Raw genomic sequence first — 13294 nt, forward strand, 5'->3', positions numbered from 1 at the left:
TGAAAGATTGACCGCCTGCCGCATACACTTTATTTACATAGGTGAATCTTTTCTGGGGGGATACGATGAACTTTCTGGATAAACTGAAACAATTCCGCGATTATGAAGAGAAGCTGAAATGGGAAGGAACTTTTGCAGACTACCTGGAATTGGTAAAACAAAATCCTGTGATTGCTCAATCTGCACACTCAAGGATCTACCAGATGATTGTTTCTGCGGGTGTGACAGAAAAAGACGGTCATAAATATTACCACTTTTTCGATGGCCAGATTTACGGCCTGGAAGAGGCGATTGAGCGGCTTGTTGAAGAATATTTCCATCCTGCGGCGAAACGGCTGGACGTCAAGAAACGGATCCTGCTGCTTATGGGACCGGTCAGCGGCGGCAAATCAACCATTGTGACGCTGCTCAAACGCGGTCTGGAAAACTATTCCTGGACGGATGAAGGGGCGATTTATGCGATTAAAGGCTGCCCGATGCACGAAGATCCGCTGCATCTGATTCCGACCCATCTCCGCGAGGATTTCTTTCAGGAGACGGGCATCCGAGTGGAAGGCAACCTTTCACCGCTGAATGCGATGCGTCTGGAGAAGGACTATGACGGGAAGATTGAGAAGGTGCCGGTTGAGCGCATCTTTCTGTCTGAAGACAAGCGTGTCGGAATCGGAACGTTCAGCCCTTCGGATCCGAAATCACAGGATATTGCTGATCTGACCGGAAGCATTGATTTTTCCACGATTGCCGAATTTGGTTCGGAGTCTGATCCGCGGGCCTACCGTTTTGACGGAGAACTGAATAAAGCGAACCGCGGACTGATGGAATTCCAGGAAATGCTGAAGTGTGACGAGAAATTTCTCTGGCATCTTCTGTCTCTGACACAGGAAGGAAACTTCAAGGCCGGTCGGTTCGCCCTGATTTCGGCAGATGAATTAATCGTTGCCCATACCAATGAAACCGAATACCGTACCTTTATCAGTAATAAGAAAAATGAAGCCCTGCATTCCCGCATGATCGTGATGCCGGTTCCTTATAATCTGAGAGTTTCCGATGAAGAAAAAATCTATCAGAAACTGATTTCCGAAAGCGATGTGGCTGATGTTCATGTGGCGCCGCATGCGCTGCGCACTGCTGCGGTTTTCTCGATTTTAACGCGCCTGAAAGAATCCAAGAGCCGGGGGATTGATCTGGTTAAGAAGATGCGCCTTTACGATGGAGAGATCGTTGAAGGTTATCATGCGGCTGATATTAAGGAACTCAGGAACGAGTTTTCTGATGAAGGGATGGGCGGGATTGATCCGCGCTATGTGATCAACCGGATCTCCTCAGCAATTATTAAAAAAGGTGTACCGTCGATCAATGCCCTGGACATTTTACGCTCGATCAAAGAGGGACTGGATCAGCATCCTTCCATTTCAGAAGAAGACCGGGAACGCTTCACCGGGTTTATTGCCACGGCCCGCAGGGAATATGATGAAATGGCAAAACGCGAGGTACAGAAGGCCTTTGTCTATTCCTTTGAAGAATCTGCAAAGACGCTGATGGATAATTATCTGGATAATGTTGAGGCTTACTGCAATAGCAACAAAATTTTCGATCCGATCACCGGGGACGAAGTGGACCCGGATGAAAAACTGATGCGCTCGATCGAAGAACAGATCGGGATTTCAGAAAATGCAAAAAAAGCCTTTCGGGAAGAGATCCTGATTCGCATCTCTGCCTATGCTAGAAAAGGGAAACGATTCAATTACCAGTCGCATGAACGGCTGAGGGAAGCCATTCAGAAAAAGCTGTTCGCCGATCTGAAAGATGTCGTTAAAATTACGACATCCAGTAAGACGCCCGACGAAACACAATTAAAACGAATCAACGAAGTGATTACAAGACTTGTTGATGAATACGGTTATAATTCCACATCGGCAAACGAATTACTAAGATATGTAGGCAGTCTGCTAAACCGCTGATCTTCAGATGGTGGAAAGCAGCGGCGTGCTTCTGAAAAGCAGGGGGCAGTCGATGGACGGTGTGTGGAAAGAGACAGTGTCGTGGATAAAAGCAGTGGTGATCGCAGCGGTGATTGCTCTTCTCGTCCGCCATTTCATTTTCAGCAATTATATGGTACGCGGCGAGTCAATGATGCCGACGCTTCAGGACGGCAATCGACTGATTGTGAATAAAATCGGTTACCGGATAAGTGAACCGCACAGATATGACATTATTGTTTTTCATGCCAGTGAAAATGTGGACTATGTCAAAAGAGTAATCGGCCTTCCGGGCGATTCGATCGTCTATCGGAATGATACGCTCTATTTGAACGGTGAACCTGCAGAGGAAAACTATCTGAAAGCTTATAAAAATCACCTTCCTGACGGGACGAAGCTAACCGGTGATTTCAGCCTGAAAAGTCTGACCGGAAAAGCGCGGGTACCGGAGGGAAAATTGTGGGTGATGGGGGATAACCGGCAGAACAGTGAAGACAGTCGTGACTTTGGTTTTATTGATGAAAAATCAGTCGTTGGGAAACTTGCCTTTCGTTACTGGCCATCGAGTGGGTGGGGGACAGTTCCTCTCCTCTGGACGAAGTGAATCAGAGATCCCGGCAGCGCCTCAGAAGATCAGGCGCTTTTTAAATTTGAAAATAGTATGCAGCAATGCTTGTTTATCCTGTTTTTGTCATGTACATTAAAAGAGGTTAAGAAAATTTAGCAGAAGAATATGCCGTGTCAGCGACAGGGAATTGAAGATGAGGAGCCTAATCCTAAATGAGTAAACAGAAAAAGAGAAATGAGGCCTGGGCATGGGTCCGCGCAATCGGTATTGCGATCCTGGTCGTCATCATCGTGCGGAGCTTTATCCTTGGTAATTATATCGTTGACGGCCCCTCGATGATGCCGACTCTGTATAGCGGAGATCGCCTGATTGTCAATAAAATCAACTATAAGCTGAGTCAGCCGGACCGGTTTGATGTCGTGATCTTCCATGCAACAAAAAAGGACGATTATGTCAAACGGATTATCGGTTTGCCCGGAGACACGATAAAGTATGCGAATGATCAGCTTTATATTAATAATAAACCGGTCAATGAACCTTTTCTGAAGACGTCGAAAAAGGAGCTGCTGAGCAGCCAGCTGACCTGGGACTATACCCTTGAGGGATTGACCGGAGTTGCGAAAGTACCGTCAGGAAAGTATTGGGTGATGGGGGACAACAGGCAGAACAGTGTGGACAGCCGGATTTTCGGATTTGTCGATCAGGACCAGGTGGTCGGAAAAGTCGATCTGAGATACTGGCCGATGAACCGTTTCGGTATCATACACAGTTATTAAGTCTGACCATGTTAAGGGCTTTTGGTTCTGCATGAGTCCGACCATAACGAAAACCCGGCGCCGTCGCAGGCTTTGCTTTTCTAATCCCTTTTTTGCATAAAAAGGCGCCCGGACACATCCGGACGCTTTTTTAAGTTTCAGATGGCTGCCTGTTCGCCGTCTTTTTTAAAAAAGTATTTCATGGCGTGATAGACATCGCTTTTCTGTTTGAGAATAAAAGAATGGAAGGCATCGTTCTTTATTGTCCGGTAAGCACTCATCAGTGTGCTGGAACGATGATACGGATTGATTTCACCATATCCGAAAAAGTCCGTGACCTCCATGATCTCATTGACGAGACGGATACACTTCGGATTATCAGAGGAGAGGTTATCTCCGTCTGAGAAGTGGAAAGGATAAATATTATATTTTGCGGGCGGGTAGGAGTCCTGGATCAGCTCCAGCGCTTTGATATAGGCCGATGAGCAGATGGTGCCTCCGCTTTCACCCTTGGAAAAGAAGTCTTCTTCACTGACGATGGTCGCTTCGGTATGATGCGCGATGAAACGAATGGTCACCTTCTCGTATCGTGTCCTGAGAAAGCGGGTCATCCAGAAGAAGAAACTTCTGGCGATATATTTTTCCCAGACCCCCATCGAACCGCTTGTATCCATCAATGCCAGCACGACCGCACGGCTTTCCGGCCGAACAATGGTTTCCCATGTTTTAAAACGCAGATCTTCTTCACGGATCGGATAGATTTGCGCTTTGCCTGATTGAGCGTTTCGGCGGATAGCAGATAAAATGGTCCGCCTTTTATCAATATTTCCCATCAGCCCTTTACGGCGAATATCTTTGTAGTCGATACTTTCAACCATAATATCCGGTTCCTGTTTCCGTTTCAGTTGTGGAAGTTCCAGTTCTCTGAAAAACAGATTCTCTATTTCCATCATCGAGACATTTGCTTCATAGTAATCAACGCCTGGTTTGTCGCCCGCCCCTTTTCCTTTGCCTGCGCTCTGTCCGGTTTTCTTACCTGGTGCTCTGGCAATCACGTCACCGACTTTACTGTTTCCTCTGCCCTGACCGACGTGTTTTGCTTTTTCGTAGTTATAATGAATTTTATATTCGTCAAGAGAGCGGATCGGTATTTTGGTTGTTTTCTGGCCGTCGGAAAGGATAATGCTTTCACTGCTGATCAGATCGGGCAGATTGTTTTTTATAGCTTCTTTTACTTTTTCTGTGTGTCGCCGCTGATCCTGCTCACCTTTTTGATGAAGATCCCACTGTTCTTCGGAGACTAAAAAGTTCTTCACACACATTTCCTCCCTTTTTATCTGATATTTGCTGTTTCTTTGACCGGCAAAGGTGGATTATTTTAGTTTATGCGGCAAAGATGAAACTTTGCCTCTTTTCGGATGTCTCTGTCATTTTTCTCCGGACGGACCCCGCCTGTTTTTACGGGATAAAGGAAAACGTCAATCAGTGGGGGCGGGCGCACAGGACGTGCCGTGCAGGCGTTTGGCAGGATGCGGCGTATTTAGCCTGCGCCCTCACTGATTGTTTGTTGAACCCACCGGGCTTCTGCGGACCGTTAACCCTCGCCTGGCCTGTTCGTGTAAGATGTCGGAGAACATGCGCTTTTGCGAAGAATTTGCGTCTTTTCTTTCACAACCTGTCAGTCATGGTACAATAAGCTGTAGAAAAAAATGAAAGGTTGAAATGTATGATCAAAGCCATCGTGTTTGATTTTGACGGAGTCATCTTAGACAGTGAACGCATTATGTACCTGGTCATGCAAAACATGTTTGCCCAATATAATGTGGATCTTCCACTCAGCCTCTGGAGCCAGTCAATCGGCACACAGGACGGATTTGATTCACTGAATTATCTTCAGCACCAATGTCATAAGACGATTGATCGTAAAGATTTTTACGCCCGGAGGAATCAATTATTCAATAAAATGGTGGATCAGGAGGAAGTTCTTCCAGGGGTCCGGTCAATTCTTCAGCAGGCGGAGCAGCTCGGGCTGAAAGTGGGACTTGCCACCAGTTCGCGCGGTGACTGGCCGCGCCGTCATCTGAAGCGGCTCGGACTGACAGATTATTTCAGCACGATTAAATCATGGGATGATGTCGTCAGTGTGAAACCGGATCCGGAACTTTATATCCGCTCACTTGAGAGCCTGCAGGTGGCGCCGAAAGAAGCAATTGCGATAGAGGATTCCTTTAATGGCTCCCTCGCGGCCAAGAAAGCGGGCATGTACTGCATTGTTGTCCCGAACGCCGTAACGAAACAAATGCCGTTCGGCCATGTGGACGGCTGTTTTAAATCGCTTCAGGATGTCTCAATTGAGAAACTGATCCATTATTTCACTCCTGATCAGGAACTGGAGAAGTGAGGCCCTGCCTGCCGGGATTTCACCTTTTTTCAGAAAAATGGCGAATGACCGCAGAGTTTGATCTATATTTGATATATAATAGAGACAGATGTGTCCATGAACAGGAAGATAGTAGATGAGGTGAACAGGATGGACTGGAAAAAGGTTTATGAGAAATGGCATGCTGATAAGCACCTGGATCCTGATCTGAGAAAGCGTCTGGAAGCGATCGCAGACGATCCGGAAAAGCTGGAGGATTGCTTTTACAAGAATCTGGAATTTGGAACCGGTGGCATGCGCGGGGAAATCGGTCCCGGCACGAACCGGCTGAATCTGTACACAGTACGTAAAGCGACGGAAGGTCTTGCCAGATTTATCATGAACGCCGGCGAGGACGCCGTGAAAAGAGGGGTGGTCATTGCCCATGATCCGCGTCATTTTTCTGCGGAATTTACGCTTGAAGCAGCGAAGACGCTGGGTGCACATGGCATCAAAACCTACATTTTCGATGCCCTTAGGCCGACGCCAGTTCTTTCATTTGCCGTGCGCTATCTCCATACGTATTCCGGGATTGTGATCACCGCGAGCCATAATCCGCCGCAATACAATGGCTACAAGGTTTACGATGAATTCGGGGGTCAGCTTCCGCCAAAAGAAGCGGACGAAGTCATTAAGTTTGTGTCTTCTGTTGAGGATGAGTTGACGGTTAAAGTTGGAGACGAGCAGGAACTGAAGAAAAAAGGTTTGCTCAAGGTCCTTGGTGATGAAGTTGACACGGCCTACCAGGATCATCTGAAGACTCTGTCTCTTAATCCGGACATCATTAAAAAAGTTGGTTCGGATCTTAAAATTGTCTTCACACCACTGCACGGATCCAGTTATCATCCCGTTGTGAACGGTCTGAAAAACTGGGGATTCACCAATTTCACGGTCGTCAGGGAACAGGCTGAACCGGATCCTGAATTCTCAACCGTCAAGTCACCGAATCCGGAGGAGCATGCGGCTTTTAAAATCGCCAGGGCCTACGGAAAGAAACTGGATGCGGATATTCTGCTCGGTACGGATCCGGATTCCGACCGTCTCGGTGTCGTCGTAAAGAATGATGCGGGTGAATATGTCGTCCTGACCGGTAATCAGACCGGTGCGGTTCTTCTGAATTATTTACTGACTCAGCGGAAAGAAAAAGGGACACTTCCGAAAAACGGAATCGTCGTTAAAACGATCGTGACCTCGGAAATCGGGCGGACGATTGCTGCCGCATTTGGCATCCCGACGGTCGATACGCTGACCGGATTCAAGTTCATCGGTGAAAAAATTCATCAGTATGAAGTCAGCGGGGCCCATACGTTCCTCTTTGGTTATGAAGAAAGTTACGGCTGCCTGATCGGTTCGTTTGTCCGGGATAAGGATGCCGTGCAGGCTGCCTTATTCGCGGCCGAAGCAGCTGCATACTACAAATCAAAGGGCAAGTCGATTTATGATGTGCTTCAGGAAATCTACCAAAAGTACGGCTATTTTAAAGAAGGACTGGAATCACTGACCCTGAAGGGGATCCAGGGCAAAGAAGAAATCAATGCCATTATGGATGATTTCAGAAACCACCCGCCGGTTGAAGCGGCAGGGGCTTCTGTCAGTGTAATTGAAGACTACAAAACATCCGTCAGGACCGATGCGAAAACCGGATCAAAAACAGCGATCACGCTGCCTGTATCCAATGTCCTGAAGTACAAACTGAAGGACGACTCATGGTTCTGCCTGCGTCCGTCAGGCACTGAACCCAAAATCAAGTTCTACTTTGGTGTCCGGGGCACGGATGCAGAAGACCGTGACCGGAGATTCACTGCACTGAAGAATGATGTGATGAATCGCGTGCACGGCCTGGTCAATAAGTGACAGGTCAGTTTTACGGATATACTTTGCATAAAAGAAAGGCATTCGCGAAAGAAAAAGAGCCTGATGTCGGTCAGGATGTCACCTTGCCCGGCCCCGGGCAGCGGGTGCCTTTTTCATGGGTACTGTTCAGAAGGTCTTATGGATTCAGGAGGAATTTATGACAGCAATAGAGCAGGAAATCAGGAGGCGGCGCACGTTCGCCATTATCTCGCACCCGGATGCGGGTAAAACAACACTGACCGAGAAACTGCTGCTTCTGGGTGGAGCGATCCGGACCGCAGGGTCAGTCAAGTCGCGCAAAGCGGAGAAATTCGCAACATCAGACTGGATGGAACTGGAAAAAAAGAGAGGGATTTCAGTGACATCAAGTGTGATGCAATTTGAATATGACGGCTATAAGATTAATATTCTGGATACACCCGGTCATCAGGATTTCAGTGAAGACACCTACCGGACCTTGATGGCCGTTGACAGTGTGGTGATGATCATTGATGCGGCAAAGGGTGTCGAACCGCAGACGATCAAATTGTTTAAGGTATGCCGTGACCGGGGTATTCCTATTTTTACTTTTATCAATAAACTCGACCGCCAGGGGAAAGATCCGCTTGAACTTTTTGAAGAAATAGAAAGTGTACTTGGCATTGAATCTTATCCGATCAACTATCCGATCGGTATGGGGCAATCGTTCCGCGGCGTCTACGACCGGCGTGAACATAAAATTGAGTGGTATAACGATAAACGCGAACGCCAGGTCCAGCAACTCGGTGAAGTAGATGAGCTGACCGATATTCTGAAAGATACGATTGATGACTATACGCTCAGTCAGCTGGAAGAGAATCTGATGCTGCTGGACGAAGCGGGCAGCACGTATGATTATGAAGCGGTCAAAACCGGTAAGCAGACGCCTGTCTTTTTCGGCAGCGCGATTTCCAGCTTTGGTGTGCCGACTTTCCTTGAGCATTATCTGAAGATGGCACCGGATCCACAGCCACGTCAATCGAGCGGAGGACTCATTCAGCCGGATGACGCGTGTTTTTCAGGCTTTATTTTCAAGATTCAGGCGAACATGAATCCCGCTCACCGTGACCGTATTGCCTTTCTCAGAATCTGTTCGGGAAAGTTTGAAAAAGGCATGACGGTGTATCTCGACCGGACGGGGAAGCAGTTGAAACTTGCTCAGCCTCAGCAGTTTTTCGCCGACAGCCGTGAGCTGATCGACGAAGCCTGGCCGGGCGACATTGTCGGGTTGTATGATACCGGCTTTTATCAGATCGGTGATGCCGTCTGCAGCAGTAAAGAGACATTCAATTTCGGCGCACTGCCGCAGTTCCCTCCGGAGCATTTCGCCAAAGTTCGGGCGAAGAATGCAATGAAGCAGAAACATTTCCTTAAAGGCGTCAGTCAGCTTGCTCAGGAAGGGGCAATCCAGGTGTACAAGACGCCCTTTGAAGAAACGATCCTCGGCGTCGTCGGCACGCTGCAGTTTGATGTGTTTGTCTATCGGATGCAGGCGGAATACGGTGTGACTCTCGATATTGAGCGCATGCCGCATCAGGTGGCAAAGTGGATTGTAAACCGCGACGACGCAGAAGCGCTCCGCCGCAATTCGAATAACCTGGTTGTTACGGACTATAAGGGGCGGCCGGTCATCATTTTTGAAAATGACTTCACGCTGCGCTGGTTCAGGCAGAAACATCCGGACGTTGAACTGAGGGATTCGAGTCATAATATGTAAAAGGGCGGATTTCCGCCTTTTTTTTTACAAAGCGGAAAACAGTATGAGAAAGGCATTTTTGTAGGCCGTGCCGGTTATGGACAAATAAAGTGGAATATTCGAAAGAGCGTAAAAATTGAAGGAATCAGCCTGATTGAGAGATATATCAGCCGATTTGGAGGTTTATCAGCCAATCTGGGGATTTATCAGCCTATATCCAAGTTTTATCCGTCAATCAAATTTTTTATCAGCCGGAACGACGACAGGTCTTTTGTCCGTGAGATTACGTTCTGCTCAGTATGTGATGATTGGGGTAACGATCCTGAATCTCTTATTCGTCTGTCTGACTCCTCTTCTCCTCTCCGGGGGGATGACAGAGTCTTCAGATCAGGTGGAGGTGGTTGCCCGGCTGACAGGGACAATATGCTCCATTCTCTTTCCTTCCCTTACGGCTATGCTGGGCTTCATCATGATCCTCATACCTGTCGCCGCCTATTTTCTGATGCGGCCTGATTTCCGGCCTTTTGTATGGATTCTTGTTATGGTGCTTGTTGCTGCGAATCTGATTGCGGTTTTACTGCTGCGTACCCGGGGCGTGCGCCTGTATGATCATCTGGAGTAATAAGGAGAGGATTCGGTCCTGTTATGATGTCTGATTTGGAGCTGATCAGCCTCGCACAGAAAAAGAACAGACAAGCCTTTGCACAACTTTTTCGCAGGTACTATGCCTTTCTGTTTCACTATCTCCTGAAGCTGATTTTTGATCGCGAGACAGCGGAGGATATCGGAAGGAGAACGGAAAGGATGGTAAACAGATCAGACGGTTCATTCAATGGATCGCCTCCGGAACGGTACCCGGCCTCATGGATCAAATGGCACGGGTGACCGGCAGATGTGAAACATGAGGCTATTGCATGTAGACAAAAACCTTCTCCATCACGGAGAAGGAAAAAGAAATGCATCATGAAGGTCAGTACATATTACCCTGAGTGAGTCATCGAGATTTTTTAAAGAGGCCGGCTTCTACTGCGGCTTCAAAACTATTTCTGGCAAACTGGAATGGATCCCCTATATTTTCCCAGTGCATGTACATTAACCGCGGTTCATCAAACAGCCAGTGATTATGAACAGCTGTTACGATCAGACCTCTTTTTCTTAATGCAGTCAGAAACGGATTGATTTCCTGTTGAAGAATAACCGATTCACCTAAGTTAAGGGTTTCCCCTCTTTTACTGTTTTCAAACGAGAGGGCAAAAGGGAGTGCCAGAGGTGAACGGGTTCGGCGGTTCAGAATGGTCGCATTTATATTTCTGAGCCGTTGAACCACACAGGCTGGAGTAGACGTAATCACTACTCCGCCAATAATATCTGCAAGTTTTTGACAGGTTGATGAGGTTGATGACATATACACATCTCCAATTCATTTTGATAGTGTATGGTATGTGAATGGAAGACAACCCGTCCGGGCAAATCAGTGTTATGTTATAAAAGGGTGAGTGTCTGAGACTTATGACAGACCCTGCTCAGGCTCCCTTATCCCTGGCAGCGTTTTTTGATGCACTTCTGCTGAAATGTTTATACTTAAGCAAAAAAAAGCCGCCATCACGGCGGCTTTCGCATTTTGATCCTTATTTTCCAACTGTATTTTCGAGTTCCGCACGCACTTCACGGGCAGCTTCAACCATGTTTCTGAGAGCCGGAATCGCTTCTTCCGGTTTGCGCGTTTTCAGACCGCAGTCCGGGTTGATCCAGACGATTTTCGGATTGAGCACCTTCAGCGCACGTTCGGCGTAGGACTTCATTTCCTCAACGCTCGGAATACGCGGACTGTGGATGTCGTAAACGCCAAGTCCGATGCCTTTTTTATATTCAAAGTCTTCAAAAGTGGAGATGATTTCCCCATGGCTGCGGGCCGCTTCGATTGAAATCACATCGGTATCGAGTGCATCAATGGCACCGATGATTTCATCGAATTCCGAGTAACACATATGGGTATGGATCTGTGTATCATTATTAACGAATGACGTGGCGAGCCGGAATGCATATACGGCATCATGCAGGTACCCTGCCTTCTTTTCTTCCTTCAGGGGCAGCCCTTCGCGAAGCGCTGGCTCGTCGACCTGAATCATCCGGATATCTGCCTCTTCCAGGGCGTGTACTTCTTTTTTCAGTGCAAGTGCGATCTGATTAAATACAGTCGCCTGACTGATGTCATTTCGAACGAAGGACCAGTTGTAAATTGTAACCGGACCGGTGAGCATGCCCTTAACCGGCTTTTTTGTCAGCGACTGGGCATAGGCACTTTCCCTGACCGTCATTGGCCCCCGCCAGGCGACATCGCCGAAAATCAGCGGCGGCTTGACGCAGCGCGAACCATAAGACTGTACCCAACCGAAACGGGTAAAGGCAAATCCGGCCAGCTTTTCGCCAAAATATTCGACCATGTCATTACGTTCAAATTCGCCATGAACGAGTACATCAATGCCGATATCTTCCTGAATGTCGATCCATTTCGCTATTTCATCTTTAATAAACCGGTCATATTGATCCTGCGACCATTCGCCCCGGCGCAGTCTGCGACGCGCGAGGCGAACTTCTTTAGTCTGCGGAAAACTGCCGATGGTTGTGGAAGGCAGGGGAGGAAGCTTAAAAGCATCCGCCTGAATAGCCTGCCGCAGTTTCCAGGAACCGGGACGTGCCGGCAGTTCCTGGTCGAGATGACTCAGTTCCTTCTGCACCTCTTTATTGTTGCGGTGCACGGAAGTTTTCAGAGCAGAGAGTTCTTCATTGTTCTGCCGGAAAGCGGCGGCGGCAGAAGATGCGCCCTCGTTCAGCGCATGAGCCAGCACAACGACCTCGTCAAGCTTTTCATCGGCGAAGGACAGGGCACCTTTCAATACAGGATCCAGTTCCCTTTCGTTTTTGACGGTTACGGGAACATGAAGCAGGCTGCACGATGGAGTGACCCAGAGTTTGTCCTTTCCTCCGACCGCATCGAGCAGGCTCTTCAGTTCACTGAAGGTCGCCTGCAGATCTGCTTTCCAGACATTGCGTCCGTCAATGACACCGGCGGCCAGCACTTTGTCCTGCGGGAATCCAAACGTCTTTACTGCTTGCAGATTGGCTTCTTTTCCGTAGATGAAGTCCAGTCCGATGCCGTCAACTGGCAGGTTGACAACGGTCTGATAGGCGTCAACTGCTTCAAAATACGTCTGAAGCAGGATCGACAGACCCGGTGTGCCCGCTTTAATCCTCTGATAGACGTCCTGGAAGACGGACACGTCCTCTTCCGGCAGCGTTTTTACAAGAATCGGTTCATCCAGCTGCACCCATTCCGCTCCGGCAGCCCGTAATTCATTCAGGACCTGGATGTACAGCGGAATCAGTGCATCCAGGAGCGTCTGAAAGTGATCCCTGTCGTACCCCTTGGAAAGTTTAAGCAGGGTCACCGGTCCGACAAGAACAGGTTTGGCTGTGATACCGAGTTCTTCTTTTGCTTCGTTGAACAAATGGAGCAGGCGATTTTCGGTAATAAACGGCTTCGTCTCATTACTGATTTCCGGTACAATATAGTGATAGTTGGTGTCAAACCATTTGGTCATTTCTGAAGCTTCCGCATCTTTGGTGCCGCGTGCGATTGAAAAGTAAGTCTCAAGGGAAACCTGCTTTTCTCCCGTGTTGAACCGCTCAGGAATCAAACCGAATAAGACTGCGGTATCCAGAACGTGGTCATAGAAGCTGAAGTCTCCGACCGGAATCAGATCCACACCGATTTCTTTCTGCTTCTTCAGGTTATGCAGACGCAGCTTTTTCGTTGTTTCCAGAAACTCACCTTTGGAGATCTTTTTTGACCAGAACCGTTCCAGAGCTTTTTTCCATTCCCTTTTTTCTCCGATTCTCGGATAACCGAGATTGGCACTCAATACATCTCCCATGCTCTCATCCTCCCGTTTCTTCGTTTTTTCTCTAAAGGTGCAAAATTAAAAGCCTCTCTGAACCAGAGAG

General features: G+C 48.1%; 11 protein-coding genes. 8 read left to right on the forward strand and 3 right to left on the reverse strand.

Annotation, left to right across the window (positions count from 1 at the left end; translation table 11 throughout):
• Window positions 1-65: 65 nt before the first annotated feature.
• From EWH91_RS00200 to lepB (EWH91_RS00210), 3 genes are all read left to right on the forward strand, one after another.
• Window positions 66-1961: a PrkA family serine protein kinase gene (locus tag EWH91_RS00200; RefSeq protein WP_129927968.1), complete on the forward strand. Its 1896-nt coding sequence runs from the start codon at window positions 66-68 to the stop codon at window positions 1959-1961.
• Window positions 1962-2013: 52 nt separating this feature from the next.
• On the forward strand, window positions 2014-2583 hold the full coding sequence (gene lepB, locus EWH91_RS00205) for a signal peptidase I (protein WP_129927969.1): 570 nt from the start codon (window positions 2014-2016) through the stop codon (window positions 2581-2583).
• 176 nt (window positions 2584-2759) lie between these two features.
• Window positions 2760-3323 (forward strand): signal peptidase I, encoded by a 564-nt coding sequence (gene lepB, locus EWH91_RS00210; RefSeq protein WP_129927970.1) that lies wholly within the window; start codon window positions 2760-2762, stop codon window positions 3321-3323.
• 137 nt (window positions 3324-3460) lie between these two features.
• On the opposite strand, the gene yhbH is transcribed toward lepB (EWH91_RS00210), so the two are convergent.
• A complete protein-coding gene (yhbH, locus tag EWH91_RS00215) occupies window positions 3461-4618 on the reverse strand; it encodes a sporulation protein YhbH (protein WP_129927971.1) in 1158 nt (385 codons plus the stop codon).
• A 410-nt stretch (window positions 4619-5028) separates the two neighbouring features.
• Here yhbH and EWH91_RS00220 point away from each other — a divergent pair, with 410 nt between their 5' ends.
• The 5 genes from EWH91_RS00220 (at window position 5029) to EWH91_RS00240 (ending at window position 10174) form a co-directional block, all read left to right on the forward strand.
• Window positions 5029-5703, forward strand: coding sequence for an HAD family hydrolase (locus EWH91_RS00220; RefSeq protein ID WP_129927972.1), 675 nt, complete (start codon window positions 5029-5031; stop codon window positions 5701-5703).
• A 129-nt stretch (window positions 5704-5832) separates the two neighbouring features.
• The gene (locus tag EWH91_RS00225; protein WP_129927973.1) at window positions 5833-7575 is read left to right on the forward strand and encodes a phospho-sugar mutase; all 1743 of its coding nucleotides are present in this window, start codon (window positions 5833-5835) and stop codon (window positions 7573-7575) included.
• Window positions 7576-7732: 157 nt separating this feature from the next.
• Window positions 7733-9310 carry a peptide chain release factor 3 gene (locus EWH91_RS00230; RefSeq protein WP_129927974.1) on the forward strand — a complete coding sequence of 526 codons (1578 nt, stop codon included), beginning with the start codon at window positions 7733-7735 and terminating at the stop codon, window positions 9308-9310.
• Between the two features lie 256 nt (window positions 9311-9566).
• A complete protein-coding gene (locus tag EWH91_RS00235; protein WP_129927975.1) occupies window positions 9567-9911 on the forward strand; it encodes a hypothetical protein in 345 nt (114 codons plus the stop codon).
• Window positions 9912-9934: 23 nt separating this feature from the next.
• Window positions 9935-10174 (forward strand): RNA polymerase sigma factor, encoded by a 240-nt coding sequence (locus EWH91_RS00240; protein WP_129927976.1) that lies wholly within the window; start codon window positions 9935-9937, stop codon window positions 10172-10174.
• 109 nt (window positions 10175-10283) lie between these two features.
• On the opposite strand, the gene EWH91_RS00245 is transcribed toward EWH91_RS00240, so the two are convergent.
• Together EWH91_RS00245 and metE are read right to left on the reverse strand one after the other, a co-directional pair.
• Complete coding sequence (locus EWH91_RS00245; RefSeq protein ID WP_129927977.1) at window positions 10284-10694, reverse strand: DUF1259 domain-containing protein; 411 nt, start codon at window positions 10692-10694, stop codon at window positions 10284-10286.
• A 223-nt stretch (window positions 10695-10917) separates the two neighbouring features.
• Window positions 10918-13224, reverse strand: coding sequence for a 5-methyltetrahydropteroyltriglutamate--homocysteine S-methyltransferase (gene metE, locus EWH91_RS00250; protein WP_129927978.1), 2307 nt, complete (start codon window positions 13222-13224; stop codon window positions 10918-10920).
• Between the last annotated feature and the right edge of the window lie 70 nt (window positions 13225-13294).

This window comes from Sporolactobacillus sp. THM19-2, from assembly GCF_004153195.1.
Classification (GTDB): Bacteria; Bacillota; Bacilli; order Bacillales; family Sporolactobacillaceae; genus Sporolactobacillus.

What these genes read in the sequence shown, in the direction of transcription:
- EWH91_RS00200 (WP_129927968.1), top strand. Translation starts at nt 66, where the DNA reads ATGAACTTTCTGGATAAACTGAAACAATTCCGCGATTATGAAGAGAAG.
- lepB (WP_129927969.1), top strand. Translation starts at nt 2,014, where the DNA reads ATGGACGGTGTGTGGAAAGAGACAGTGTCGTGGATAAAAGCAGTGGTG.
- lepB (WP_129927970.1), top strand. Translation starts at nt 2,760, where the DNA reads ATGAGTAAACAGAAAAAGAGAAATGAGGCCTGGGCATGGGTCCGCGCA.
- EWH91_RS00220 (WP_129927972.1), top strand. Translation starts at nt 5,029, where the DNA reads ATGATCAAAGCCATCGTGTTTGATTTTGACGGAGTCATCTTAGACAGT.
- EWH91_RS00225 (WP_129927973.1), top strand. Translation starts at nt 5,833, where the DNA reads ATGGACTGGAAAAAGGTTTATGAGAAATGGCATGCTGATAAGCACCTG.
- EWH91_RS00230 (WP_129927974.1), top strand. Translation starts at nt 7,733, where the DNA reads ATGACAGCAATAGAGCAGGAAATCAGGAGGCGGCGCACGTTCGCCATT.
- EWH91_RS00240 (WP_129927976.1), top strand. Translation starts at nt 9,935, where the DNA reads ATGATGTCTGATTTGGAGCTGATCAGCCTCGCACAGAAAAAGAACAGA.
- EWH91_RS00245 (WP_129927977.1), bottom strand. Translation starts at nt 10,694, where the DNA reads ATGTCATCAACCTCATCAACCTGTCAAAAACTTGCAGATATTATTGGC.
- metE (WP_129927978.1), bottom strand. Translation starts at nt 13,224, where the DNA reads ATGGGAGATGTATTGAGTGCCAATCTCGGTTATCCGAGAATCGGAGAA.